Source organism: Corallococcus macrosporus, assembly GCF_017302985.1.
Taxonomy (GTDB): domain Bacteria; phylum Myxococcota; class Myxococcia; order Myxococcales; family Myxococcaceae; genus Corallococcus; species Corallococcus macrosporus_A.
In genome coordinates, this window is the sequence record NZ_JAFIMU010000007.1 from 883,102 (window position 1) to 909,025 (window position 25,924).

23 protein-coding genes are annotated in these 25,924 nt (G+C 70.9%); 14 read left to right on the forward strand and 9 right to left on the reverse strand.

Going from position 1 to position 25,924, the window contains the following annotated elements; all coding sequences use genetic code 11:
• Nucleotides 1-190: 190 nt before the first annotated feature.
• The 9 genes from JYK02_RS15860 to JYK02_RS15900 all read left to right on the forward strand — a co-directional run bounded on the left by JYK02_RS15860 (nucleotide 191) and on the right by JYK02_RS15900 (nucleotide 12,517).
• A complete protein-coding gene (locus tag JYK02_RS15860; RefSeq protein WP_242588765.1) occupies nucleotides 191-601 on the forward strand; it encodes a hypothetical protein in 411 nt (136 codons plus the stop codon).
• Between the two features lie 39 nt (nucleotides 602-640).
• Nucleotides 641-3,109, forward strand: coding sequence for an AgmX/PglI C-terminal domain-containing protein (locus tag JYK02_RS15865; RefSeq protein WP_207051929.1), 2,469 nt, complete (start codon nucleotides 641-643; stop codon nucleotides 3,107-3,109).
• 58 nt (nucleotides 3,110-3,167) lie between these two features.
• Nucleotides 3,168-3,803 carry an outer membrane beta-barrel domain-containing protein gene (locus tag JYK02_RS15870; protein ID WP_207051930.1) on the forward strand — a complete coding sequence of 212 codons (636 nt, stop codon included), beginning with the start codon at nucleotides 3,168-3,170 and terminating at the stop codon, nucleotides 3,801-3,803.
• Nucleotides 3,800-5,410 carry a hypothetical protein gene (locus JYK02_RS15875; RefSeq protein ID WP_207051931.1) on the forward strand — a complete coding sequence of 537 codons (1,611 nt, stop codon included), beginning with the start codon at nucleotides 3,800-3,802 and terminating at the stop codon, nucleotides 5,408-5,410. Before JYK02_RS15870 ends, JYK02_RS15875 begins: the two co-directional genes overlap by 4 nt.
• The gene (gene bamD / locus JYK02_RS15880; RefSeq protein WP_207051932.1) at nucleotides 5,407-8,679 is read left to right on the forward strand and encodes an outer membrane protein assembly factor BamD; all 3,273 of its coding nucleotides are present in this window, start codon (nucleotides 5,407-5,409) and stop codon (nucleotides 8,677-8,679) included. The genes JYK02_RS15875 and bamD overlap by 4 nt, the downstream gene beginning before the upstream one ends.
• The gene (locus tag JYK02_RS15885; RefSeq protein WP_347402504.1) at nucleotides 8,676-9,173 is read left to right on the forward strand and encodes a hypothetical protein; all 498 of its coding nucleotides are present in this window, start codon (nucleotides 8,676-8,678) and stop codon (nucleotides 9,171-9,173) included. Before bamD ends, JYK02_RS15885 begins: the two co-directional genes overlap by 4 nt.
• Nucleotides 9,170-9,808: a hypothetical protein gene (locus JYK02_RS15890; protein WP_207051936.1), complete on the forward strand. Its 639-nt coding sequence runs from the start codon at nucleotides 9,170-9,172 to the stop codon at nucleotides 9,806-9,808. Before JYK02_RS15885 ends, JYK02_RS15890 begins: the two co-directional genes overlap by 4 nt.
• Nucleotides 9,808-11,715, forward strand: a complete 1,908-nt coding sequence (locus JYK02_RS15895; protein ID WP_207051947.1) for a tetratricopeptide repeat protein — start codon at nucleotides 9,808-9,810, stop codon at nucleotides 11,713-11,715. Before JYK02_RS15890 ends, JYK02_RS15895 begins: the two co-directional genes overlap by 1 nt.
• 88 nt (nucleotides 11,716-11,803) lie before the next feature.
• Nucleotides 11,804-12,517 (forward strand): laminin G domain-containing protein, encoded by a 714-nt coding sequence (locus JYK02_RS15900; protein ID WP_207051949.1) that lies wholly within the window; start codon nucleotides 11,804-11,806, stop codon nucleotides 12,515-12,517.
• A gap of 7 nt (nucleotides 12,518-12,524) precedes the next feature.
• Here JYK02_RS15900 and JYK02_RS15905 read toward each other — a convergent pair whose 3' ends face one another.
• From JYK02_RS15905 to JYK02_RS15920, 4 genes are all read right to left on the reverse strand, one after another.
• Nucleotides 12,525-13,301, reverse strand: a complete 777-nt coding sequence (locus tag JYK02_RS15905; RefSeq protein WP_207051951.1) for a hypothetical protein — start codon at nucleotides 13,299-13,301, stop codon at nucleotides 12,525-12,527.
• A 154-nt stretch (nucleotides 13,302-13,455) separates the two neighbouring features.
• A complete protein-coding gene (locus JYK02_RS15910; RefSeq protein WP_207051953.1) occupies nucleotides 13,456-15,096 on the reverse strand; it encodes a hypothetical protein in 1,641 nt (546 codons plus the stop codon).
• Nucleotides 15,097-15,366: 270 nt separating this feature from the next.
• Complete coding sequence (locus JYK02_RS15915) at nucleotides 15,367-15,855, reverse strand: hemerythrin domain-containing protein (protein WP_207051955.1); 489 nt, start codon at nucleotides 15,853-15,855, stop codon at nucleotides 15,367-15,369.
• A 10-nt stretch (nucleotides 15,856-15,865) separates the two neighbouring features.
• Nucleotides 15,866-16,510 (reverse strand): hypothetical protein, encoded by a 645-nt coding sequence (locus tag JYK02_RS15920; protein ID WP_207051957.1) that lies wholly within the window; start codon nucleotides 16,508-16,510, stop codon nucleotides 15,866-15,868.
• A 56-nt stretch (nucleotides 16,511-16,566) separates the two neighbouring features.
• Here JYK02_RS15920 and JYK02_RS15925 point away from each other — a divergent pair, with 56 nt between their 5' ends.
• From JYK02_RS15925 to JYK02_RS15935, 3 genes are read left to right on the forward strand one after another with little or no spacing between them, the layout of a single operon-like run.
• Entirely contained in the window at nucleotides 16,567-17,409 is an 843-nt protein-coding gene (locus tag JYK02_RS15925; RefSeq protein WP_207051959.1) for an LEA type 2 family protein, read from the forward strand.
• A gap of 14 nt (nucleotides 17,410-17,423) precedes the next feature.
• Nucleotides 17,424-18,110, forward strand: a complete 687-nt coding sequence (gene aat, locus JYK02_RS15930; protein WP_207051961.1) for a leucyl/phenylalanyl-tRNA--protein transferase — start codon at nucleotides 17,424-17,426, stop codon at nucleotides 18,108-18,110.
• A gap of 10 nt (nucleotides 18,111-18,120) precedes the next feature.
• Entirely contained in the window at nucleotides 18,121-19,044 is a 924-nt protein-coding gene (locus JYK02_RS15935; RefSeq protein WP_207051963.1) for a hypothetical protein, read from the forward strand.
• Nucleotides 19,045-19,050: 6 nt separating this feature from the next.
• Here the strand turns inward: JYK02_RS15935 and JYK02_RS40405 are convergent, their stop codons facing one another.
• Together JYK02_RS40405 and JYK02_RS15945 are read right to left on the reverse strand one after the other, a co-directional pair.
• A complete protein-coding gene (locus JYK02_RS40405) occupies nucleotides 19,051-20,052 on the reverse strand; it encodes a hypothetical protein (protein ID WP_207051965.1) in 1,002 nt (333 codons plus the stop codon).
• Between the two features lie 48 nt (nucleotides 20,053-20,100).
• Nucleotides 20,101-20,895, reverse strand: coding sequence for a hypothetical protein (locus JYK02_RS15945; protein ID WP_207051967.1), 795 nt, complete (start codon nucleotides 20,893-20,895; stop codon nucleotides 20,101-20,103).
• A 55-nt stretch (nucleotides 20,896-20,950) separates the two neighbouring features.
• Between JYK02_RS15945 and JYK02_RS15950 the strand changes: the two genes are divergently transcribed.
• Nucleotides 20,951-22,348, forward strand: coding sequence for a hemolysin family protein (locus JYK02_RS15950; protein ID WP_207051969.1), 1,398 nt, complete (start codon nucleotides 20,951-20,953; stop codon nucleotides 22,346-22,348).
• A gap of 10 nt (nucleotides 22,349-22,358) precedes the next feature.
• Here JYK02_RS15950 and JYK02_RS15955 read toward each other — a convergent pair whose 3' ends face one another.
• From JYK02_RS15955 to glgA, 3 genes are read right to left on the reverse strand one after another with little or no spacing between them, the layout of a single operon-like run.
• Complete coding sequence (locus JYK02_RS15955; RefSeq protein WP_207051971.1) at nucleotides 22,359-22,853, reverse strand: hypothetical protein; 495 nt, start codon at nucleotides 22,851-22,853, stop codon at nucleotides 22,359-22,361.
• The gene (locus JYK02_RS15960; RefSeq protein ID WP_207051973.1) at nucleotides 22,853-23,770 is read right to left on the reverse strand and encodes a protein kinase domain-containing protein; all 918 of its coding nucleotides are present in this window, start codon (nucleotides 23,768-23,770) and stop codon (nucleotides 22,853-22,855) included. Before JYK02_RS15960 ends, JYK02_RS15955 begins: the two co-directional genes overlap by 1 nt.
• Before the next feature lie 35 nt (nucleotides 23,771-23,805).
• Nucleotides 23,806-25,239 (reverse strand): glycogen synthase GlgA, encoded by a 1,434-nt coding sequence (gene glgA / locus JYK02_RS15965; RefSeq protein WP_207051975.1) that lies wholly within the window; start codon nucleotides 25,237-25,239, stop codon nucleotides 23,806-23,808.
• Between the two features lie 71 nt (nucleotides 25,240-25,310).
• Here glgA and pdxH point away from each other — a divergent pair, with 71 nt between their 5' ends.
• On the forward strand, nucleotides 25,311-25,910 hold the full coding sequence (gene pdxH / locus JYK02_RS15970; protein ID WP_242588766.1) for a pyridoxamine 5'-phosphate oxidase: 600 nt from the start codon (nucleotides 25,311-25,313) through the stop codon (nucleotides 25,908-25,910).
• The last annotated feature ends 14 nt before the right edge of the window (nucleotides 25,911-25,924 follow it).

The window sequence follows — 25,924 nt, forward strand, 5'->3', positions numbered from 1 at the left end:
GCATGCTGGGGAGGCACCGTGTAGAGGGAATTCCACGCGACCTTTCCAGCCTACCGGCACGAAGCGGGACGGTTCGTGGAGAGTCCGCCCCAGGTGAGGTGGACTGCCCCCCACACCTGATCTGCACAGGTCATGCGATGGGGCTGGAGTGTGCGTTGACAGGTCGGGGCTCGCATCGCTTAACCTGTTGATGATGCGACGTTTCCTCCTCTTCTGTGCCGTCGCCAGCGTGCTCGGCTTCGGTCCCCTCTCCCCCTCGAACGATGCCTGGGCCCAGGGGCGCACGCGTGCCTCCAAGGCGAAGGCCCAGAAGACGGCCAAGGCCAAGAAGGGCTCGAGCAGGACGCCGCCGCGCATCGAGACGAAGTCGAACTCGGCGGTGACGGATCCGGTGACGGGGGATGCCTCCGCCGCCGCGTCGTCCGCGCCGCCGCAGCGCGGCCCGTCGCGCATCGACTTCGACGACCGGCTCATCCAGGGCCAGACGAACAAGTCCGGCGCCGTGTATCTGTATGACCGCAAGGAATTGAAGACGCGGTCGATGCTTCGCGAGCGGGACAGCTTCCGCTCCGAGACGCTCGCCACCGTCTACGATCAGTAGGGCCGTACCGCCCATCACCCTTCGAAGGGAGCGTCACCGTTGAGCGGCCAGCCCAGCGTCCTGCAAGTCGTCATCCTCCGCGACGGCCTCCTGGTGGGGACGGAGGTCTTCGTCCCCGGCACCTATGCGCTCGGATCCGATGCGTCGTCGGATCTGCGGCTGGACGACGCGTCCGTGTCGCCGCGCCATGCGTTGCTGTACTTCCAGAACGGCCGCACCGCGATCCAGGACGCGGGCGGCGGCACCAGCGGCGTCTTCGTCAACGGGCACCAGGTCACGGCCTGTGAGATCCGCTCGGTGGACGAGGTGCTGTGTGGTCCGTTCGTCCTGAAGACGCGGATCCTCAACCAGCGTCCCGTCGAGACCAAGCCGCAGCCGCCGCCCGAGGTCGCCGCGCTCCTCGGAGGCGCTGGGGCTCCGCCCGCCGCGCCTCCGCACGTAAACGGCTTCGCGCCGCAGCACGGCGCGCAGGCCGCGCACGCGCAACAGGCGGCCTACGCCCAGCAGCAGGCCGCGCTGGCTCAGCAGCAGGCGCAGCAGGCCGCACTCGCCCAGCAGCAGGCGCAGCAGGCCGCGCTGGCGCAACAGCAGGCGCAGCAAGCGGCGTACGCGCAGCAGCAGGCTCAGCAGGCCGCGCTGGCACAACAGCAGGCGCAACGAGCCGCGCAGGCCCAGCAGGCCGCACACGCGCAGCAGCAGGCCGCGCTCGCGCAGCAGCAGGCTCAGCAAGCCGCGTATGCACAGCAGCAGGCTCAGCAAGCCGCGCTCGCGCAGCAACAGGCCCAGCAGGCTGCGTATGCGCAGCAGCAGGCTCAGCAGGCTGCGTATGCGCAGCAACAGGCCCAGCAGGCTGCGTATGCGCAGCAGCAGGCCCAGCAGGCCGCGCTCGCGCAGCAGCAGGCCCAGCAGGCCGCGAAGGCGGCTCACGCGCAACAGGTCGCACGCGCGCAGCCCGCGGCTTCGAAGCAGGCCCCCGCTCCCGCCGTCCCCGCGGGCACCGTGCCCTCCACGCGGCGCCGTCCTCCTTCGGAGGCGATGCCCAGCCTGCTGGTCGTGGACGACCTGCTCGCGGACGTGGACAGCGACGTCGCCGCGCCCTCCTCCGGTCCGCTCGTCCTCGACGCGGCCCCGGCCACCCGCCCCACGCACGCGCCGAAGATCGGCCCGGGCAAGAAGGGCGCGGCCCAGCTCTACCTGGAGCTTTACTGGGGCGCCGTGCGCCGCGACGCGCGCCGCTTCGCCCCGGACGTGAAGAAGCCCGTGAAGGCCGCCGTGGACGAGCTGGCCCCCATGCCGCTGTGGGGCTTCTCCCTCCCGGAAGGCGACGCCTTCACGCTCGCTGAATCCGTCAACGGCAACTACCGCCTCTTCGTGCCCCCCGGCACCGAGGTGGAGAAGGCCAACGGCGACGGCCGCTTCACCCCCGTCACCACCGCCGCGCTCGAGTCCGACGGCAGCCGCCGCTTCGTCACCCTGCGCGACGGCGCCGCCGCCCGCCTCACCCAGGGCAAGATGTCGCTCGTCGCCTACGCGGCCCCCACCCCCGAGCGCGTCTTCGTCAACCCGCTCAAGGGCCTGCCCTGGCTGACCCTCTTCTTCCTCGCCATCTTCGGCGGAGGCCTGGGCTGGTTCATCGCCACCCGGCCTCAAGGCCCCGCGACCGCGGACTTCACGCAGAAGAACCTGCCCCCCGTCGCGCTGCGCCTCATCGCCCCCGAGCCCAAGAAGAAGGAAGAGGCCAAGAAGAAGCTGGAGTCGCTCAAGAAGAAGGAGCCCGTGAAGGAGAAGCCCGCCGTCGCGGAGAAGGCGCCTCCCAAGCCCGTCAAGGAAGTGCAGGTCCCCAAGGCCGTGGCCGCCGCGCCGGAGAGCAAGGCCCTCAAGGCGCTCGCGAAGCTGTCCGCCGCGGGCCCCGCCGCCAACGACCTGCTGGCCGCCGTGGACAAGCTGGGCAGCGGCCCGGGCAGCAAGAACGCCAAGCAGACCAACTACAAGCTGGCCGGCCTCATCGGGAAGGCCCCCATCGCCAACGCGGGCCTGGGCACCTTCGGCCTGGGCGGCGGCGGCAAGGGCGGCGGCGCCACCCTGGGCGCGGAGCTCTTGCGCGGCAAGGGCGGCGGCGGCATCGGCGCGCTGGGCGCGGGCGGCGTGGGCAAGGGCGCGGTCGGCGGCACCGTCACGCGCGCCACCGCGCGCAGCATCTCCTCCACGCAAGGCACCGTGGACCGCGAGGCCGTGGCCAAGGTCATCAACAGCCACCTGAATGAAGTGCACGGCTGCTACGAGCGCGCGCTGCTCAAGGACCCCGGCCTCGCCGGCAAGGTGGTGCTGGAGTGGGCCATCGGGCTCAACGGCCGCGTCGCCTCCGCCAAGACGAAGTCCTCCACCCTCCGCAATGCCTCCGTCGAGGCGTGCATCCTCAGCAGCCTGAAGGGCTGGCAGTTCCCGGCTCCCAAGGGCGGCCAAGTCATCATCACGTACCCGTTCCTCTTCAACTCGGTCGGCTACTGACGCGGGGTCACTCCCCCACCCCACGTCGGCCCCCGCCTCCTGACAGGAAAAAGTCCCCGTGCGATTCCTCCTGCTCTCCCTCCTGTGCCTGGTGCCCGGCCTCGCGCGCGCCCAGGCCGAGGAACTCGAGAACCCTGGCACCGTCTCCGCGGTGCAGGACCGCCTCTACCGCATGCACCACGAGCTCTCGCTCGGCGTGGGCGTGCTGCCCGCGGACGCCTTCTACAAGGGTCTCATCGGCACCGTCGGCTACACGTACCACTTCAGCGACAGCCTCGCGTGGCAGGTGGGCCGCGGCACGTACAGCTACAACGTGCAGACCAGCCTGCGCAGCCAGTTGGAGCGCGACTTCGACGCCGCCCCCACCGCCACCGCGTTCGAGGACCAGGTGCAGTGGATGGTGGGTTCCGACCTCATGTGGAGCCCGCTGTACGGCAAGACGTCCTTCCTCAACTCCAACGTCATCCACTTCGAGGTCTTCCTGCTCGCCGGTGGCACGGTGGTGAAGGTGGACCGCAGCGACGGCTTCCGTCCCGCCGTCAACCTGGGCCTGGGCGTGCGCGTGTTCTCCACCCAGAACGTGTCCTTCCGGCTGGACGTCACCAACAACACCGTCTTCGCGGGCGCGGCGCGCATCATCAACGTGCCCACCGTGCAGATTGGGACGGCCTTCAACTTCGGCGCCACGGAATGACGTCCCGCCCGCTCATCGTCGCCGCGCTGACCAGCGCCGCGCTCCTCGTGTCCCCGACGGTCGCCCTCGCGGCGCCGGACGCGGGCACGCTGCCCATGCCACCTCCACCGGCCGCCGCCGCGAAGGCCCCCGCCGCCACGGACGCGGGCACCGCCGGCCCCACGGACGCGGGCACCACCGCCGGTGCGCCCGCGCCCGCCAAGGCGGGCGTCGCGGAGGCTCCGCCGCCCCCGCCGCAGAAGGTGCCGCCGGAGACCTTCGACAACGCGCTCAAGGCGTACTTCGACGGCAAGCCGCGCGACGCCGCGGGCCCGCTGTACGCGTGGCTCCAGGCCACGCCCCGCACGGACGACAACTACGCGTGGGGCCAGTACTTCCTCGCGCGAAGCCTCATCGACCTGGGGCTCACCCACGCGGGCGCGACGTACCTGGCGCGCATCGCGCGCGAGCGCTCCAACCCCAACGTGCTGCCGCGCGCGCTGGACGCGCTCAAGGGCCTGACGGACCGGCCGCACGACGAGGTGATGATCGACGAGCAGGTCTTCGGCGCGCTCGACCTGGGCTTCCTCCCGGATGAGACGGGCGCCTACGCGCACTACCAGCAGGGCCTGGTGGACCTGCGCGTGGGCAACGAGCGCTGGGCGAACACGCACTTCTCCAAGCTGCCGGAGACCAGCGCCGAGGCCAGCCGCGCGAAGTTCGCGCTGCTCGTCACGCGGCTCAAGCAGGTGAAGGATCCGCCGGACGAGATGGTGAAGGACTTCCTCGACCTGTCCCAGGACGAGAAGCTCACCCGCGAGGCGCGCAACGAGGCGGCGCTCGCGGTGGCCCGCCTGCGCTACGAGAAGAAGGACTTCCCCGGCGCGCTGGACGCGTACGGCAAGGTGAAGCTGCCGGACCTGGACCCCGGCCGCGCCAGCCTCTATCTGGAAGAAGCGTGGACCCGCTACAAGCTGGGCGACCTGCGCGCGGCGCTGGGCATCCTCACCACGCTGGACGCGCCGACCTTCCGCGACGAGTTCATGCCGGACAAGTACCTGCTGCGCGCGCTCATCTTCCGCGACCTGTGCCACTACCTGCCCGCCAAGCGCGCGGCGAAGGAGCTGACGCGCCGCTACGCGGACTCGCTGGAGTCCGTGCGCAACCGCGAGGACCTGAGCCAGGACGCGCGCCTGCGCCGCGCCGCCAACGCGCACGGCAACACCCAGCGCGCCGCGAAGTTCGTGTCGCTGCTGGACCTGGAGGGCGAGCGCCTGGGCCGCTTCGCCGGCAGCTTCGGCGACCGGCTCTTCGGGCACCTGACGCGGCTGTATGACCTGTCCCACGCGGAGGCCGTGCGCGTGTACGACGCCCGCCTGCAGGAGGCCGTGCGACAGGAGGCGGACACGCTCCTGCGCGCCGCGGAGCAGGTGCGCCTCATGGAGTACGAGGTCGGCCTCAAGCTGTACGAGCGCGTGAAGAAGGGCGCCCAGGTGGTGGCGGCGGAAGAGGAAGAGCTGCTGTCGCCCGCGCAGGTCGCCTTCAAGTTCGACAACGAATACTGGAACGACGAGCTCAAGTCCTACCGGGTCCGCATCGAGAGCCGTTGCATCGAGGAAACCCCATGACCGGCCCGTTCACCGGCCTCATCACCGCCGCGCTGCTCGCGGCCGCGGCCCCCGGCCCCAGCGGCCGCGTGGGACCCAACACCAACCCCATCGTGTCCAAGGCGAAGGAGCGCGAGGAGCTCATCGCCAAGCTGAAGCGCGACATCTTCAAGGTGGACCGCGCCATTGGCGAGACGGAGAAGCTCATCTCCAAGAGCCGCAATGCCCCCTACCTGCCGGACCTGCAGTTCCGGCTGGCGGAGCTCTACGTCGAGAAGAGCCGCTACGTGTACTACCTCCAGGCGGAGACCCGGCCGGAGGGCGCCACGGGGGCCATCGTCTCCCCGGAGACGCGCCTGATGAAGCAGAAGGCGGTGCAGATGTACTACCGCCTGCTGCGCGAGTACCCGGACTTCAAGGACGGGGACCAGGTGACGTTCTACCTGGCGCACGAGCAGCGCGAGCTGGGCCAGTTCGACGAGATGCTCAAGACGCTGGGGGACCTGACGCGCAAGTACCCCAACAGCCCGCTGCGCCTGGAAGCCGAGCAGATCCTGGGCGACCACTTCTTCGACAAGGCGGACCTCGTCGAGGCGGAGAAGCACTACCAGGCCATCCTGGAGCTGCCGCCGTCGCCGGTGCACGACCTGGCCCGCTACAAGATGGGCTGGATCCGCGTGAACCAGGCCAAGCACGCGGAGGCCGTGACGTTCTTCGAGGCGGCGGCCGCGAGCGCCCCCCTGCCCGGCGTGGACGTGAAGAAGGCGCTCAACGTCAAGCGCGAGGCCCTGCTGGACCTGGTCTACAGCTACACGGAGGCCAAGCCCCCCAAGGGCGCGCTCAACTACTTCGAGAAGCTCAGCGAGGGCCGCGCCACGTACGCGCTCGCGCTGGACAAGCTGGGCAACCGCTACTTCATCAAGCAGCAGTACGAGTGGGCCATCCCCGCGCTGCGCAAGCTGATGGAAGTGCAGCCCGACCCCGAGCTGGACCTGGAGCGCGGTCAGAAGCTGTATGACTCGCTCAAGGCCGCCAAGGGCAAGGTGATGCCGGAGCCGGAGGACATCCGCTTCCTCGTGCGCGCCGCGGTGCAGATCAAGACCGACCCGGAGATGGCGGAGGCGGACCGCAAGAAGCAGCTCGCGGAGACGGAGGAGATGGCGCGCGACCTGTCCACGCAGGTCCACCTGGCCGCGCAGAAGGCGGACTCGCGCGAGCTGTACGTGAAGGCCGCGGACGCCTACCGCGAGTACCTGGGCCTGTTCCGGCCGGAGCAGTACGTGCGGCCCATCATGAAGAACCGCGCGGACGCGCTCTTCGCCGCGAAGGAGTTCCCGGAGGCGGCGCGCCAGTTCGAGGAGCTGGCCCGCTACGAGGACAAGGCCAAGGACAACAAGGCCGTGGACACCGCCATGTACGGCGCGCTCCTGGCCCACTTCTCCACGCTCAAGCCGGAGGAGGCCCAGAAGCGCAACGCCTTCGAGGTCGCCGACGCGCGGCAGGCGCTGAAGCTGCTGGGCGCGAACTACGTGTCTCGCTACCCGCAGAGCCCGCACGTGCTGGACGTGAAGTTCAACATCGCGCGCGCCTACTACGAGGACGGCGAGTACCCGAAGGCGGCGGAGCTGTTCACCGCGTTCGCGCTGGCGCACCCGAACTACAAGGACGCGCCGGTGGCGGGCAACCTGGCCCTGGACAGCCTGCGGCAGGTGAACGACTTCAAGAAGCTGGACGAGACGGGCAAGAAGTTCCTCGCGTCCGCGCTGCCGCAGGGCTTCCGCGGAGAGGTGCAGAAGATCCTCGCGCAGAGCAAGGCGGAGGCCCTGGACGAGCTGGCCCTGCAGAGCGCACAGGAGACGGGCGACGTCATCGAAGGCCTGATGAAGGTCGCGGACGAGAACAAGAACACGGACATCGGCGAGAAGGCGCTCTACGGCGCGTTCACCGCCGCGCGTGAGAAGCGCGACCTGCCGCGCGAGCGCGAGCTGGGCACGAAGCTGGTGCAGTCCTACCCCAAGAGCCAGTACCTGTCGGACGTGCTCCTGACGCTGGGCCGGCACGCGGCGGAAGCAGCGGCCTTCAACGAGGCGGCCGGCTGGTTCGAGCAGGTGGGCCAGAAGCTGACGGGCGACCTGGCGTCGGTGGACGGCTGGATGGCCGGCGCCCGCCTGCGCATCGCGCTGGGTGAGTACAAGGAAGCGTCCCGCAACCTGGAGACGGCCGCCGAGGCCTCGGGCGCGCGCAAGGGCGAGGTGCTGGCCCTGCTCGCCGAGACGCGCCTGAAGCAGAAGGACTACGCCCGCGCGAAGACGGCGGCGGAGACGGCCATCAAGCTGGACAAGAACAACGTGGCCGCCGCCGCGGTGCTCGCGGAGGTGCAGGCCACCACGGCGCCCACCGCGCCGCCGGACGCGCTCATCTCCACCCTCACCGCCGCGGTGCAGGGCCCCAACGGCCAGACGGAAGAGGCCGCCAAGGGGCTCTGGTACCTGGGCGAAATCCTCTACCGCGGCTACAAGGACCTGCCGGCGGACAAGGTCGAGGAGAAGGTCGCCGCGCTCCAGGCCATGGAGGGCGTGTACACGCAGGCCGCGTCGCTCGGGTATCCGGAGTGGGCGGTGGCGTCGCTGTGGAAGATTGCCCTCGCGTACGGCCACATCGCGGACGTGGTGGACCAGACGCCGGTGCCCGGCGGGCTGTCCGCCGCGGAGACGAAGCAGTTCCAGGACGCGGTGAAGCAGCAGGTGGGGCCTCTCAAGGCCCGCTCCGACGAGGCCTTCAAGGCGTGCCTGTCCCGCGCGGAGTCGCTGGAGGTCTTCAACGCGGCGGTGGTGGGCTGCCGCAACCGCACGGACGTGGCCGCGCTGCCGGTGCCGCAGCCGGCCGCGCCCACGCAGCCCGCGGCGCTGGAGGACCTGCGCAAGAAGGCGGAGAGGGTCCTCACCGCCGAGGCGCTGGAGGCCCTGGGCATGGGCTACCTGGACGCGCACCAGTACGGCATGGCGCAGCTGACGTTCGGCCGCGTGACGGAGCTGCAGGACACGCGCGCGTCCGCGCACGCGGCGCTGGGCTGGGCCATGCTCAACCTGGGTGACGCGATGGGCGCGCGGGCGGCGTACGCCAAGGCGCTGGAGGCGGACCCCACCTACGACAAGGCCCGCCTCAACCTGGCCGCGCTGCGCTGCCGCTTCGGCGACACGGACGGCGCGCGCCGCGAGCTGGCCGTGCTCAAGGACATGGGCACGCTCAACGGCCCGGACGTGGACGCCGGGTGGAAGGCCTGCAAGTGAGCGCGTCCTTCCGCCTCATCGCGCCAGTGCTGTTCGCGCTCGCCGCCACCGCGTGTGGTGACGAGGGCGGCAAACTGGAGGGCAGCGTGACGGAGCTGCTCGACCTGCGCTACCAGCGCACGGAGGCGGCTCTCGCGGAGGGCACGCTGGCGGTGAGCTTCGTCAAGACGCAGGGCAGCGGGCAGGACGTGGTGTTGAAGGTGAGCGCGCGGGTGGCGGACATGCTGCCGGACAACGAATACGCGGGCTCGCTGGACATCGACCTGGCGGAGGCGCTGGAGGACGGCTCGCAGCGGGGCAGCGTGGACCGCAGCGTGCTGGACGAACCGGTGCGCCCCTTCCCGCAGCTCGTGCGCGGAAACCTCTTCGTGAAGTCCCTTCCGAAAAACCCCGGAGACCGGGTGTCGGGCGAGTTCAACGTCACGTTCACCAACGGCACCGACGTCTACTCCGGCCGCACCATCTTCAGCCGTTTCGAGGCCACTGCTCCATGAAGCGCCACCTGCTCCTCAGCCTGTCCCTCCTGACCGCCGCCTGCGGCCCGAGCTACGGCATGCGCGTGCCGGACACGCTGGTGAAGAAGCTGCCGTACGAGACGCGCATCGAGCTGTTGGAGGCGGAGAACGACCTGGCGCTGGCCATCGACCGCGTGGACGAGGCGGACAACGAGGTCAACCGCGCGCGCGACAACATCCGCCGGGCGAAGTCCCGCCAGGAGGCCGCCGAGGACGAGGAGGACCGCGCCCCGGACGCCTCCTCGCGCGAGGTGGCGCAGCTGGCCATCGCGGAGTCCGAGTCCCGCGTGGAGTACCTGCGCGCGCACCAGCGCCTCAACGTGGGGCTGCGCGAGGTGGAGCAACTGGCGCTGCGCTGCGCCTTCGCCCGCTTCGAGCTGGCGCGGCTGACCGCGGCGCGCAAGGCGAAGGTGCAGGGCAGTGAGCGCCTGGAGCCGAAGGAATTCGAGGAGCAGGTGTCCGAGTGCGAGGCCGCCGTGAAGGAACAGCGCGCGAACCTCGGGGGGGACACGAAGGAAGCGCAGGCGGCGAAGGAGGCGTGGGAGGCGAAGAAGGCCGCCCTCGCCAAGAAGACCTTCGACGCGCGCGCCAGCCCGTACGTGGAGAACCTGTGATGACGAAAGCCGGAGTCCTCATCCTCCAGTTGTTGACGGCCCAGGCTCCCGCGCCGGAGGCCCCTCCGCCGGAGAAGCCCGTGGCGGCTCCGCGCGCGGACAAGCTCCCGGACGACCCGGACGCGCTCTACAAGCTGGGCACCGCCTTCCTGTCGCAGAACCAGGCGCGCCGCGCCGTGGCGCCGCTGACGAAGCTGGTGGGCCTCACGCCGGACGGCGTGCCCGCCAAGGTAGCGCTGGCGCGCGCGCTGCGGCTGTCGGGGGACGTGCCCAAGGCCAAGGCGCTGCTGGACTCGGCGCTGGCGGCCTTCCCGGAGGAGGCCACGCTGCGCTCGGAGCGCGGCCTGCTGGCGCGCATCCAGGACGACACGGACGAGGCCATCACCCAGTACTCGGTGGCCACGGAGCTTTCGCCCAAGGACGCGGAGCTGCGCTTCAACCTGGGCGAGGTGCTCCAGCGCGCGAACCGCACGGACGACGCCATCGAGGCGTACCGCGAGGCGCTGAAGCTGGACGGCGCGCTCCAGGTGGCACGGGTGAACCTGGGCAAGGCGCTGGCGGAGAAGGGCCAGAACGCCGAGGCCAAGGAGACGCTGCGCGAGGCCATCCGCCAGAAGGACACCGACGCGGAGGCGCACTACAACCTGGGCGTCGTGCTGATGCGGGAGAACGACGTCACGGGCGCGTTCGCGGAGTACCAGGCGGCGCTCAAGGCGGACCCGAAGCACGCGCGCGCGCAGAACAACCTGGGCGTGGTGCTGGACGGTCAGGGCAACGCGCGCAAGGCGGCGGAGGCGTTCCAGAAGGCCATCGCGTTGGATCCGAAGTACGCGGAGGCGCACTTCAACCTGGGGCTCGCGTGCTTCCAACTGGGAGAGAACGCCCGGGCGACGAAGGCCTTCGAGAAGGCGCTGCTCCTGGAGCCGCGCCGCGCGAGCGGTCCGTACACGCAGCTGGGCCAGCTGTACCTGGCGCAGGGCAAGAAGACGCAGGCGGTGTCCGCGTTCCAGAAGGCCATCGAGAAGAGCGCCGACGACGGCAAGAAGACGACGGAGGCGTACCAGGGCCTGGCACGCGCGTTCTTGGAGCTGGGCAAGGTGGACGACGCGGTGGCCACGCTGAAGACGGCGGTGGAGACCTTCCCGGACGAGCCCGGCGTGCGCGCGGGCTACGGCGACGCGCTCAAGGCCAAGGGCGACCTGGCCGGCGCCATCGCGCAGTACCTGGCCTGCGTGAAGCTGCAGCCCACGGTGGACAACCGGCTGATGCTGGCGGAGGCGTACGCGAAGAAGCACGTGGGCGCCCAGGCGCGGCCCCTCTACGAGGCCGTGCTCCAGGAGGACCCGAAGCACCGCGCGGCGAAGCTGGGCCTGGCGGACCTGCTGCTTTCGATGGGTGACTACGCGGCGGCGGAGAAGCTGCTGGCGCCCGCGGAAGGCGAGGAGGCGGACACGGCGGCGCTGGCGCGGCTGGGCATCCTGCACTCGCGGCGCGGCCGGCCGGAGCTGGCGGTGCCGGAGCTGGAGGCGGTGGTGGCGAAGGACCCCGCGCAGTTGGAGGCCCGCGCGGAGCTGGGCTTCCTGTACCTGCGCGGCGGTGACGAGACCAAGGCGCTGCAGGTGCTGAGCGACGTGCTGGCGGTGGAGCCTCGCAACTCGCTGGGCCTCCTGTACCTGGGGCACACGCTGTACCGGCAGGGCAAGCTGCCGGAGGCGGAGAAGGCCTTCCGCGGCTCGGCGCAGGTGGACGCGAGCGCGGGCGAGCCGCACTTCGCGCTCGCGCAGTTGCTGGAAGCCACCAACCGCAAGCCCGAGGCGAAGAAGGAGTACGAGGCGGCGGTGAAGTTGCAGCCGGACCACGCCGACGCGAAGTCCGCGCTCCAGAAGCTGGCCGTCGACGTGCCGTGACGTGCGCGGCGGGGAAGCCTCCCCGCTCCCCCAGGGGTTGAGTCCGTGCTGGAGTGGCACGCTCACGCAGTCCCTGGGGAGGTACGTCATGAAGATGCGGATGGGGTTCACCGCGGTGTTGTTGCTGGGGCCACTTTCGGCCGGCGCGGTGAGCCAGAAGCTGCGCTACCGGTTCGAGTCCGTGTCCGACCCGGTGACCACCGTGGTGGACGACAGCGGCAAGGGCCACACGGGCACGGTGCAGGCGAGTAACGGCGGCACCGTGACGGTGGAGACGCCGGGCTACGAGGGCCAGGGCGTGCGCTTCCCGGCCGTCTGTGTCGGGACGACGTGCGCGAAGGCGTTCATCAGCGCGGCGGACTCCGTGTCACTCAACCCGGGCACGGCGCTGTTCTCCTTCGGGGCGCGCGTGCGCGTGACGCTCGCGGAGCTGAGCGCGGACCACGGCTCCAACCTGGTGCAGAAGGGGCTCTCCTCCACGGCCCAGTGGAAGCTGCAGCTGGATGACGCGGTGGGGGGCAAGCCCAGCTGCGTGGTGCGCACCACTGGTGGCGCGGACGCCGTCATCGTGAAGTCGTCGGTGGGCATCGCGGATGGCGTCTGGCACAAGGTGACGTGTCAGCGCACCAGCACCACGTTGACCATCCTCATCGACAACGTGGCCCGGGGCAGCGCGCTGCTCGCCAGCACCTACGACATCAACCCCACGGGCCAGTCCGTCGGCATCGGGGCCAAGAGCGCGGGGAACAACAACGACCAGTTCCACGGCGCCATCGACGACGTGTACTTCAACCTGGACTGAGTCCGGGCTACTCGCGCGAGCGCATGAGCTCCCCCGGCAGCGGAGGCCCCGTGGGCGCGGGCCGGGGGGACTCCGCGAGCGTCCGGCCGAAGCGGTAGCGCGCCTCCGCCTGGACGCCGAAGGACTCGCCTCCGGCGCTCGCGAGCAGCACGAGGTCGTCATCGGGGCTCGCGCCCGCGGGCAGGCCCAGGGTCCAGGGCACTTCGCGCGTGTCCCCGTCCAGGACGATGGGCGCGGTGGGGCCTTCGCGGAGGACCGTTCGCGGAGGTACGCGCAGGGAGACCTGCACGGGCGCGGTGAAGCCCGGGCTCCGGTCGAACCGCGCGACGAGCCGCACCGTGTCCGCGCTGACGTCCACCACTCGCCAGGAGACGTGCAGCGGCGCGGGGATGCGCGCCGTGGCGGGGAGCACCGTGGGCCGTGGCGCCGTGTCGTCCATGGGCGTGGCGCCATCCTCCGGGCCTTGCATGGGCGTGATGGAATCGGAGGTTGTCACCGCGTCCGTGGCGTGAGTCTTCACGGAGGCGGGCCGGGATCCGTGGCGCTCCTGCGATGGCGGTAGGACCCATGAATCCATCCCGTGCGATGGGAGCGCCACCGACCGCGCGGACGCGAGGAGCGTCGGCGACGAGGCGTGGACGGGCTTCTCCTTCGCCTGGGGCGGTGGCTCTGAATCGCGCGGCGGCTTCCTGCGCCGCACGCGGTCCACGCCGGACGCCATGCTCGCCGATAGTGCTCCGACCAGCGCCAGGGCCAGCACGGCCCCCGCGACGCGCTTGCGCATCAAGGGTCGCAGAAGCGTCAGTGACACGGCTCGCCGGCTTCGCGGCATCGAACGAGGAAGCTTCATGGGCACAGGGGCACAGATGCGGAGCTACCGCCGCGAGGAGACGTCATGGGCAGACGACACGGGCTCGGCGCTTCCGCTTCGCGGGACGTTATGGGCACAAGGGCTCGTGGCTGGGGTACGGGAACGCGGTGGTGGGCTCCGTGGCCGCGTCCACCAGGGTGCTCGGGAAGCCCTGGCACATCAGCGCGTCCAGGAAGTCCGCGAGGCTCGGTGAGGGCTTGCCCGTGTCCACGACGTCCATGAGCGCGCCCTTCTCGTCGCGCTTCCAGGTGTGCCGCGTGTAGCCGCGGGCCCAGGGCGCGCGGTTCATCGCGGGCGCGGCGAGCGCGTCGTACAGGGGCTGGCTCGACGGTGTGCCGGTGGCCGTGCGGTAGAGGATGGCGGCCACCTCGTTCTCGTCCACGGTCTGGAGCAGTCCTGCTTCCGCGCGAGGCCGCGTCCAGGGGCTGACCGAGGAGGCTCGCGCGGACAGGTCCACCCAGAACATCGTCCCGGCCTGCCGGTCGAAGTAGCGCGGGCTGCGGCGCGCGTCCGTGCTGAACCACGTGGCCCAGCCTTCACTCCACGCCTGCCCCGGGAAGGTGGGCACGCCCACGAAGTGCGGACCGCCCTCCTCCGGACTGGTGCCCCGGCTGGCCATCACCCAGTGCCCCAGCTCGTGCATCACCATCGCGTCCGACCACCACGCCGCATCCGAGTCCCCCGGCAGCCACACCTGTGACTCCCAGCTCCGCCCCACCGCCGTCACCGGCCACGGCGCGAAGCACGCACCGCAGGACCAGGTCGTGCCGAAGCCCAGCCACGCCACCACGGGCAGACCGTCGCGTCCGCCGTAACGCTCGCGCATCCGGCGCCAGGCCGTGCCCAGCACGTCGAACACCGCCGCCGCGCCAGAACCTTCGGACTCAGTGAGGGTGAAGATGGATTGGCTCGACAGCTCGCGCGTCGTGCGCGACCAACTCCAGATGCGAGCCGCTTCACCCGGCACCGTCGCCACGGATTGCTCGCCAGGGAGTCCCGGGTCCGCCACCGCGTAGGCCACCGCGCCGTCCCGTCCCCGTCCCGCCGCGTACACGACGATGCGGTCGTCCTCACCGAACGAGGACGCCACCTTCAGCGTGAAGCGGCCGGCGTCGTCCGTCACCTGCGAGTCCAGCACCTTCGAGCCCTGGAACGACACGATGAGGAAGCCGCGCGCGGGCACGGGCTCCCATTCCAGGGCCCATGCGCGGAACTCCGCGTCAGGGAAGCGGCGTGCGTAGCGCACCGTGCCGCTCAGCGTGGGGCCGGGCGCGCCACAGAAGCCCCGGCCCGGTGTAGCGGTACAGGCCACGTCACAGGCCCGAGCGCTCCAACGGCCATTCGTGCACACCTGCAGTGTCCGCGACTCCGTGCATCGCGAGACGCCGTCGACACAGGCACTGCCCGAGACGCAGGCGACCTCGGGTGATTCGACACAGGTCGTGTCCTCCGCGCAGTCCTCCCGGTGCACGGCGCCCCCTACACACCGCTCCAGCACCCGGGGCCCCAGGCACCGTGACGGCGCGGGGAGCTGATCACACGCCAACGCGGGCTGGGGACGCTCCTCGGGAAGGGACGTGACACAGGCCGCGCACGCCGCGCCCTCGCAGTCGGCGGCACAGGGCGTCAGCTCCGCCCCCGGGTCGCAGCCCGTGAGCCCCAGCAGGGCCATGAGCCCCCAGCACCACACCCAGACACCGCGTCCCACCAGGAGGAAACCTCGTTCGAAACAACGCGAGCGAAAGACAGCACGCACGCCTCGAACCCAGGCAGAGCCGAGCAGACCAAGGCCCCCCTGCCCGCCCGCCCTCCATCAGGCATCACGGCCCCGAACCGCTGCCCCCTGAATCCGTTCCTACGGATGAGAAGGTGAGAACCCGGCGGGGACCGCCCATCCGCGGCGGACCGGACGAACTGGTCCGACAGTCGGACCAGTTGGAGACCGCTCGGGCCGGAGGGCCGTTCGGAATCCAGGGATTCAGCGAGAAGGAGCTTCCGTGCGCGCGAGGAACGCGGCCAGGAGAGACCTCCGCTCCTCTTCCCCCAGCACTCCATCCAGCGCGGGGAACAGGTACGTCTCCTCGCGCAACGAGTGGTGGTGCTCCAGGTGCTTGAACGTGCTCTCCATGTCGAACACGCGCAGCACCGCGCGGCGGTAGTCCGGGGCGCTCGCGTCCAGTGCGTCCACGGCGTCCTGGCACTTCACCAGCAACTCCCGCATGCGCTGGTGCTCGCCGGTGAAGAGCTCCGGCGCGGCGCCGCGGATCCGTCCGGCGCGGGGCAGCTCCGGGAGCAGCAGCGCTTCCTCCGCCTCCAGGTGCCGCGTCAGCTCCTCGCGATACCTCGCCAGCCGTTCGCGCGCCGCGGGCAGGTCCATGCCCATCAGCGCCTCCTGGTGCTGGAGGAACAGCTCTTCCAGGTCGCGGTGGAGCGCACCCAGGCTGACGAAGTCGGTGGGGCCGGACATCGACAGGCCTTCAGTGCACCTTGTCGTCGCGCACGTGGGCCTCGCGGGCCACCCGGGGACGCGGCGTCACCATGCGGGCCACGCCGGAGTAGAGCTGATCCTCCGTGTAGACCTTGCGCACGCGGCGGTGCGACGCGCGCGGGTGGTACGCCGGGCCCGGACGCTCCAGCCACTGGAGCACCCGCACCTCGCCGGAATACGCCAGGTCCGCGAGCAGCGCCTCCGGGCACAGCTTCAGGTAGCGGCGCACCAGCGGCCGCAGGCGGCGCCCGAACTCCGCGCCCAGCTTCGCGTGGCGGCGGCCCGCGTGCAGCGTGCCGTCGAAGCGCAGCGAGATGTGGAAGAGCTCATGCAGCAGCGTCTCCAGCCGCGACTTCGCGGTGGAGCCCCGGAAGAAGAGCGGGCGCAGCGTGATGCAGTACAGGATGCGGCGGCCCCGGATGCGCACCACCGGCTTGCGCCGCCCCGCCTTGTCGATGCTCTTGCCCCCCTTGAAGCACAGGGGCTTCACCGTGCCGCGCGATGCCCGGCGGGCCTCACCGGCGACGACGAGGATGCGCCCCACCTTCACGTGGCTGAACTCGGGCATGCGCGCGGCGATGTCCCGGATGAGGGAGCGCAGGGTCCGGTTGAAGTTGGGACGTCGGGGAGCCACGGTTGGTGGACAGTCTAGCGGAAAACCCCTTGGGACCAGCCCCTGTCCTCCCCAGAATGTCCTCCGTGAATCGCTCGACCTGCCTGATGGCCCTGGTGTCCGCGCTGTTCGCTCTTTCCTCCGGGTGCGCCTCCGCCCCGGTCCGCTCCGGCGCCCCCCCTGCCCTGACGGCCCAGGAGACCACCGTCGTCTCCCAGGGGCTCACCGACGCCTCCGTGCGCTACACCGGACAAATCACCGGCACCGCCACCGGCGTGGTGGAGCGCGCCGACTACGAGCTCGTCGCCGACGGGCAGGTGGTGAAGAAGGGCTCCGCGAAGCTGGGGGTGCCGTTCGCCCCGGGCACGCCCGCGGACTTCTCCATCGAGGAGAAGTCCGCCTACGTGAAGGGCCCGGAGGACCTGGCCCGCCTGAGCGCCCAGGGCGGCACGGTGCTCATCGCGCTGCGCGGCACGCTGGTGGTGCGCTCCGGGGAGAGCGAGGACACCCTGCCCTTCGCCGCCAGCCGCGCCGTGCGCGTGCCCCGGCTGCCGGAGGTCATCGTGGAGAGCCTGGATGCCGCGCGCTACTCGCCGGAGGAGGTGCAGATGAACCTGCGGCTGGGCGTGCGCAACCCGAACCCGTTCCCGCTGCGGCTCGACTCGCTGACCTACAAGGTCACGGTGGCGGACCGCCCCCTGGAGGAGGGCACGGCGGCCCAGGCGGACACGGTGGACCCGTCCGCCACGGGCGTGTACCCGGTGGAGGTCGCGGTGACGGCGCAGTCCTGGGGCCCGGGCGTCAAGGGGCTCATCTCCAAGGGCGTGCTGCCCTACAGCATCCAGGGCGAGGTGAAGGGCCCCATGCTGCAGGTCCCCTTCGTCCTGAAGGGTGACGTGAAGCTCAACGTGTCCCGCTAGACTGGCGGGTACGCGTGCCCATCTACCTGCTGAGCGACGACGAGCCGGAGCTGTTCCCCCCGCCCTCCAAGGCGGACAAGAGTGGGCTGCTCGCGGTGGGCGGCGACCTGCGCCCGGAGCGGCTGGTGGCGGCCTACGCGCAGGGCATCTTCCCCTGGTACAGCGAGGGGCAGCCCATCCTGTGGCACTCGCCCGACCCGCGCTTCGTGCTGGAGCCGGAGAAGATCCACGTGGGCCGCTCGCTGCGCAAGGTGATGAACCGGGGCACGTACACGGTGCGCTACGACACGGTGTTCGCGAAGGTCATCGACGCGTGCTCGCGCGTGCACCGGCCGGGGCAGGACGGCACGTGGATCACGGATGCGATGAAGCAGGCGTACATCCGGCTGCATGAGCTGGGGCTGGCGCACTCGGTGGAGGCGTGGGACGGCGAGGTGCTGGTGGGCGGGCTGTACGGCGTGTCGCTGGGCGCGGCGTACTTCGGGGAGAGCATGTTCGCGCTGGCGCCGGACGCGTCGAAGGTGGCGTTCGCCACGGCGGTGGAGCGCTTCAAGGGCTGGGGCTTCCAGCTCATCGACTGCCAGGTGGAGACGGAGCACCTGGAGCGCTTCGGCGCGGAGTCCTGGCCGCGCAAGCGCTTCCTCGCGGCGCTCGACCAGGCGTTGAAGGAGCCCACGCGGCGGGGGCCGTGGACGGAGTAGGCTCGCGGGGATGGACGTCCACTACACCTGGATTGGCCCCCCTCCGGCGGACCGCAACCGCGACATCAACGCACCGAAGGCGCTGGCGACACGCTGCGCGGGTCAGAGCGTCAAAATCTATTTCTGGTGTCTGGATGCGCAGGTCGCGACGTACACGCGCGACTTCGCCGCGCACAAGAACGTCACCGTGCGAGGCATGGAAGCGTTCCTGGCGAAGGCGGGCACGAAGGCGTATCGCTGGTACTACTGGTACCAGGAGTCGGATGACTGGGCCGTCGCGGCGATGACGGACATCCTGAACTGGGGCCTGGCGAACGGGACGCCGCCGTCGTACCGGGCCTTCGTGAAGGACGCGTGGTCGCTGTTCCTCATGTACACGTGGGGCGGCTACGTGCTGGACGCCGGCGTGGGTCCGCACGGTGGCGGCGCGTTCGCGCTGCCGGAGCCCACTGCGTTCATGGCGCCGTCGCTCACGCGCGATGACGCGCTGTCCATCCGCCGCTTCCAGCTGTCGCGGCTCGCGGGATGGCAGGCGCAGGGCGACGTGACGCTCAACGACATGCGCGTGGACGAAGTCTGCGGCGCGATGAACTACGCGAACCCGGACGACGGGGTGACGGAGATGTGTCCCCAGTTGGAGGTGTGGATGCTGGGGAGCCCGCGCTACTCCAAGGGCGCGTGGGCAGCGCTCAAGCAGTACTGCGTGGTGTGGAAGGAGATGCAGCAGAACAACGCGCTGGTGAGCGCGACCGCGCCGCAGGTGTTCCGCTACCTCATCGCCGGCTCCGTCTACAACGGCCTGACGCGCACGGCGAAGGGCGGCGTCCAGGCTCCGCACGGCTCGTTCTGGTACAGCACGGACAACAAGGACGGCACGGTGGACGTGCCGGCCCTGAAGCTGCGCAAGACGTACCACGGCTCCAGCGCTCAGTAGCGCTGGCTACTTCTTGCACGGGGACAGCGTGCGCTTCGCGTGGATGAGGTCCTCTTCCGTGGGACTTCCGTAGCGCACGGCCTTCGGGGCGGCCTTGAGCTTCTGGTAGTCGTACGCGTAGAGCACGCCCATGTCGCGGCTCAGGATGAAGCGCGGGCCGTTGAAGTCCCAGAGGCCTCCGAAGAGCTGGCCTCCTGGCTTCAGCGGCGTCAGCGACGTGCTGTCCCGCATCCTCACGAACAGCATCGACAGGTCGTCCGTGGCCCAGTTGCACGGGTTGCTGCCGTTCCGGTGCAGGTAGGACACCGTCAGGTCGAACGCGCCCTCGCCCTCGTCGCCCGTCACGCCGAAGTACTCCCACAGCCGCGCGCACTCCGGCGCCGCGCAGTCCTGCGGCGGGATGTGCTCCGCGTAGTCCGGCGGAATGCCGTCCATCTCCTTCCCCGTCAGGTTCCGGTTCGGCCGGCGCAACACGCAGCCCGTGGGCTCGTCCTTCTGACGAATGGCGATGGGCGTGCCCGGAAGCCGCCCGGGCGGCAGGACCTCGCACTCCATCGCCAGCTCCGCCATCAGGTACGTCTGGCGGTCCTCGTCCGTCCCCATCCGCACCGCCCAGTACGCGATGGGCGTCCCCTTGCAGGCCTTGGACTTCTCCTTGCCGAACACCCAGATGGGCGCCTTCGTCGTGTCCAGCGCGCCCAGCTTCTTCGCCTGGTCCATGGGCACCGGCTTCACGCCAGAACGGCTGCGCGCCCCTGCCTGGAAGAACTTGTCCTTCGACGCCGGGATGATGGCCTGGTGCACCAGCCAGCCCAGCCGCTCGATGCCCACCTGCCCCATGGGCGTCATCGGCAGGAACTCCGGCTTCACCGGGCAGCCCCGGTCCGGCTCCGGCATGTCCACCACCACCGCCGAGCCGTCATCATCCGCCTGCGCCCACGCGGCACCCGGCCCCACCGTCAGCGCCAGCACCAGCGCGAGCCTCGCGCGCTTCACTCCGTTCGTCATTCCGTCGGACCTCCACCCGCGGTTCTACCGCAAGCGGCAGCCCGAAGCTCAGCGCGGCTTCTTCGGAGCCGGCTTGCGCTTCACCGGCGGTGCCACCGGAGCCACCCCGGCATCCGGCGCCACGTCCGACACCGTGGCGTCCACCGCGTCGTCCTTCACGTCCGGCTTCGGCGGCGCCTCCACCTCCGTGCGGTCCTCCAGCGGCACGCGGCCCACCGCGCGGTTGAAGAGCTCCCACAGCGCCTTGCGGTGCCCGGCCCGGTCCGTCTTCCCCGACAGCACCAGCCCCGCGCCGCTGTAGCGCACCGTCAGCCCCGGCGGCATCCCCGACTCGAAGTCCTCCAGCTGCGCCTGGAGCTGCGGCACCGCGAACGTCAGCTCCAGCTCCGGCGCCAGGTACGCGTGCGTCTTGAGGAACGTCCGCAGCGCCAGCCGGCACGCGTTGTCGTTCACCGTCGCCGTCAGGCTCCGCTCCGCCCCTTGCGTCGCCTTCAGGTCCGGGCAGGCCTTCTTCGCCGCCGCGAGCTGGGCCTCGGTGTTCTGAAGCTCGATGGGCCCCACCATCACCCGCCACACCGCGAAGCGCCCCTCCGCGTACAGGAGCACCCGCGCGATGCCGGCGTCATGGGGCGTGAGCAGCAGCTCGCCGCTCTGGGGCAGCGCCTCCGCCGTCACCACGGAGGGCGCGTCGGATTCCGCCCAGTCCACCGCGGTGAGCTTCTGGAAGCGCTCCTTGCCGGGCTCCAGCGTCACGGCCTGGTCCACCGGCCAGGCCAGGGCCGCCGCGGGCGCCAGAAACGCGCTCAGCAGTCCGCCAATGACGTACATCCGACGTCCCCGCATGGTGCCTCCCGCCAGGGTGGTATGCCCCTCTAGCACGGGATAAGAACCTCCCCCTATGCCTACCTGGACCCTCTGGGTCGCCTGCCTGGCCCTCTGTTTCATGAGGTCCCTGGTCGCCGCCGCGGAGTCCGCGCTCTACGGGACGTCCGACCTGCGCGCCCAGGAGCTCGCGGAGGAGAGCAAGACCACCGCCGCCCGCCGGGTGCTCCGTCACAAGACGCACCGTGAGCCCGCCGCCACCGCCCTGCGCCTGGGCATGGTGCTGTCCGGCTTCCTCGCCGCCGCCATTGGCGCCTTCGTCCCGCCGCGCATGCTGGACTTCAGCCGCTACGCCGAGGCCACCTGGGTGCCCGTCGCCACGGTGTGCGCGGGCGCCCTCTTCGTGGGCGTGCTGGCCAGCCTCATGGAGGTGACGCTGCGCGGCCTGGCCAACGGCAACCCGGAGCGCTGGGCCCTGCGGCTGTCGGGCCTGGTGTCCCTGCTGGTGGCGGTGCTCTACCCGCCCATGCGCCTGATGCTGGGCCTGCTCAACCTGGGCGCCCGCACCATGGGCCGCACCCTGCGCTTCGAGCCGCCGCCCCCGCCGCTGGAGGAGCTGGAGAAGCTGCTCGCCGCCCAGGCCGCGCGCAACGAGGTGGACAAGAGCGCCCCGCAGCTCATCCGCTCCATCTTCGAGCTGTCCGACAAGCGCTGCCGCGACGTGATGGTCAACCGCACGGACGTCATCTCCGTGGACGTGACCACGCCGCCGGAGGAGGTGCTGCGCATCCTGGCGGAGGAGAACCACTCGCGCATCCCCGTCTACAAGGACGACGTGGACCACATCGTCGGCGTGCTGCACGCGCGCGACCTCATCCCGCTGCTCCAGCACCCGGAGCTCATCGTCCTGCAGGACGTCATCCGCCCCGCCCACTTCGTGCCGTGGATGAAGCCCGTGGGCGACCTCCTGCGCGACATGCAGAAGCGGAAGATCCACATGGCCATGGTCGTCGACGAGTACGGCGGCTTCATGGGCGTCGTCACGCTGGAGGACATCCTCCGCGAGATCGTGGGCGACATCGGCGACGAGTTCGAGGTGGAGGAGAAGCTCGTCGAGAAGATGGCCGACGGCACCTCGCTGGTGGACGCCGCCATGGAGGTGGATCAGTTCACGAAGCTCTTCGGCTTCCCGCTGCCAGAGGGCGACTTCGACACGCTGGGCGGCTACCTGTCCTCGCTCGCGGGCCACCTGCCCGACGTGGGCGAGCGCTTCACGTACAACGGCTGGCAGTTCGTCGTGGCCACCAAGGAGGGCGCCCGCATCGACCGCGTGCGGATGTCCCGCCTCAAGAGCGTCGCCCCCGGCACCGCGGACGGCGCGCCCAAGGACGGCGTCCCCGCGCCGAAGGACGACGGCCAGGGCCCTCCGCGCCCGCCCGCGGACTCCGGCGCGGCGCCCGACGCCAAGAACTGAAGCAAGCGCCTCAGGGCGCCGGGCTGGACTCGCCGCCCGGCATCCACGGGATGTCCAGCGAGCGCGCGTCCCGGAAGGGCGCGCGCCGCTCGGAGCCTCCGAAGCGCAGCACCACGCCGCCCTCCACCCGCACCGCGTGCGCGCCGCCTTCCGGCCGGCTGCCACCGCGCGCCACGGCCAACGGGAAGCGGACCTCCAGGGGGACCTGGCCCCTGCCGTCCAGGGGCACGCCCATCACCTGCTCGCCCGTGGCCACGCGGCGGCCATCCACGCGCAGGTCGAAGTCCACGCGCGTGAGCGTGGCCGCGTCGGAGGACGGGTTCTCCACCTGGAGCTTCAGCGTGAGCGCGCCGGAGCCGTCCCGTGTGAAGGCCACGTCCACCGCCTCCACCCGCACCGCCTCGTCGTAGGCGCGCGGTCGGAAGGGCACCACGCCCAGACAGCCGGACAGGAGGAAGAGGCCCGTGGACAGCCCCAGCCCGAGCACCGCCCGGCGCGAGCGCATCAGCCGCCCAACAGAGGCTGCAGCGCCTCCACCGTCAGGGGCCAGCCCGCGCGGCGCGCCAGCACCTCCAGCGCCTTGATGAACTCCGCCGCGGACTGGAAGCGGCGGGCGCGGTCCGCGAACAGCGCCTTGCGCGCCACCCGCGCCGCGTAGTCCGGCAGGTCCGGCGCCAGCGACGACAACAGCGGCACGCGCGCGTCCCGCACCTGGTGCATGAGCTGCGCTTCGTTCTCTCCGGTGAAGAGGCGGCGGCCGCCCCACAGCTCCCAGAGGATGACGCCCACCGCGTACAGGTCCGTGCGGGCATCCACGGCCTGCCCCAGCACCTGCTCCGGGCTCATGTACGGCAGCGTGCCGCGCAGCGCGCCGGCGTCGCCGCGGATCATCCCCTCCACCTCCGCCACGCCGAAGTCGGTGAGCTTCACGTCGCCCTGGACGCCCAGCAGCACGTTGGCGGGGTTCACGTCGCGGTGGACGATGGTGGCGCCGTTCTCCCCCACCTTGGCGCGGTGGATGTAGTCCAGCGCCTTGAGGATGCACCACGCGATGTAGCAGGCGGACTCGGGCGGCATCGCGGCGCCCGCCTTGATCAGCAGCTCCTGCATGTAGCCCAGCGTCCGGCCACTCACGAGCTCCTGCACCATGAGGTAGTCCGGCCCGGCGCGGAACAGCCGGAACGTCCGCACGATGTGCGCGTTGCGCAGGCGCACCGTGAGCTTCGCCTCGTCGACGAAGGCCTTCACGTACGCGGGGTCGTTGCGGAAGGACGGGTGCAGCCGCTTGATGACGACTTCCTCGGGCTCGCCCGGGGAGCGCTGCGTCGTCTCACGGGCACGCGCCTGATACACCTCGGCCATGCCGCCGACCGCCAGCCGGCCGACCACTTCATAGCCACCCAGGTCCGGAGCTTCCGCCACGCGGCAACTTTAGCGCGGATCCGGAGGGGGCCCCACTATTCCTGCACCAGGGAGTGGAAGAGGGCCTCGTACTTCCGGGCGGACGCGGCCCAGGAGAAGTCCTTCCCCATCCCCCGCACCTGGAAGTCCCCCAGCCGTGCGGGGTCCGCGTACAGGGAGAGCGCCCGGCGGATGGCGGCCAGGAGCGCCGAGCGGTGGAAGGACTCGAAGAGGATGCCGTTGCCGTCCAGCCCCCCCTCCACCGTGTCCACCAGCCCGCCCGTGGCCCGGACGATGGGCACCGTTCCGTAACGCAGGGAATACATCTGGTTCAGGCCGCAGGGCTCGTAGCGGCTGGGCATGAGGAAGAAGTCCGACCCCGCCTCCACCAGGTGTGACAGCGCCGGGTCGAACCCGATGTGCACCCCCACCTGCTTCGGGAAGCGGGCCTGCAACGCCCGGAGGCCATCCTCCAGGCCGGGCTCGCCGTTGCCCACCGCCACGAACTTGAGGTCCGCCTGGAGCGCCGCGGGCAGCGTCTCCAGGAGCAGGTCCACGCCCTTCTGCCACGCCAGCCGGCTGACGATGCCGAACACCGGCGCGTTTCCCTCGGTGGGCAGGCCGAAGCGCTCCAGCAGGGCGCGCTTGCACACGGCCTTGCCCGTCATGTCGTCCAGGCCGTAGCGCGCCGGCAGCCAGGCGTCCGTGCGGGGGTTCCACTCGTGCGCGTCGATGCCGTTGAGGATGCCGGTGAGCGCGTGCGAGCGGCGGCGCAGCAGGCCATCCAGCCCGTAGCCCTGCTCCGCCGCCTGGATTTCGCGCGCGTAGGTGGGCGACACGGTGGTGAGCGCCTCGGAGTAGACGAGCCCCGACTTGAGGAAGTTGAGCTGGTCGTAGAACTCCACGCCCTCCGGGGTGAAGAGGTCCCACGGCAGCCCCAGGTCCTCCATGGTCCGCTTGGGGAAGTGCCCCTGGTAGGCCAGGTTGTGGATGGTGAAGACGCACTTCGCCTTCGCGAGCGGCGTCTCCTGGAAGCCGCGGCGCAGCGCCACGGGGACGAGCCCCGTCTGCCAGTCGTGCAGGTGGATGATGTCCGGGAAGAAGCGCAGCCGCTGCGCGGCCTGGAGCGCGCCCACGCACAGGTAGGCGAAGCGGCGGGGGTTGTCCGGGAACTCGCCGCCCGCGTCGCCGTAGAGGCCCTTGCGGCCGCCGTAGAAGGCCTCGTTCTCCAGGAAGAGGACCTCCAGGCGTTCGGTGAGGCGCGCGGACAGGATGGGGCCGCCCGTCTCACCAAAGGGGAAGCGCAGCACCAGGGACTGGCCGGTGGGCAGCAACTGTCCGGTGTTGCGCACGTCCTGGTAGCGGGGCGTGACGATCTTCACGTCGTGCCCCAGGCCGGCAAGGGCCGTGGGCAGGGCCCCGGCCACGTCGCCCAGTCCCCCCGTCTTCGAGAAGGGGGTGACCTCCGAGGCGATGAAGAGGATCTTCATGAGTCCCGCCATTGCGTGCGAGTCCCGACAGGGAGTCAACCGCGAACGTGCGCACGGAAGCCGTGTTTCCTATGGTGCGCCGCGTGACGACGATTCCTGCCGACCCCATCCAGCGCTTCGCGGACCTCTTCGCCCAGGCGAAGGCCGCAATTCCCGTGGACCCCAACGCCATGGTCGTGGCGTCCGTGGACGACCAGGGCCGCCCCAGCTCACGCGTGGTGCTGCTCAAGGACTTCGATGCGCGGGGCTTCGTCTTCTTCACCAACTTCACCAGCCGCAAGGGGCGCCAGCTCCAGGCGCACCCGTACGCGGCGCTGTGCTTCTTCTGGCAGCCCCTGGAGCAGCAGGTGCGCATCGAGGGCCGGGTGGAGCAGGTGACGGACGCGGAGGCCGACGCGTACTTCCAGAGCCGCGCGCGCGGCAGCCAGATTGGCGCGTGGGCCAGCCTCCAGAGCCAGGAGCTGCCCTCGCGCGAGCTGCTGGAGCAGCGCGTGGCGGAGGTGGAGGCGCGCTTCCAGGGCCGCCCGGTGGAGCGCCCGCCGCACTGGAGCGGCTTCCGCGTGGTGCCGGACCGCATCGAGTTCTGGCACAGCCGTCCCAGCCGGCTGCACGAGCGCAACCTGTACCTGCGCGACGGCGCGGGCTGGAAGACGCAGCTGCTCTATCCGTGAGCCCTTGAGCCCGT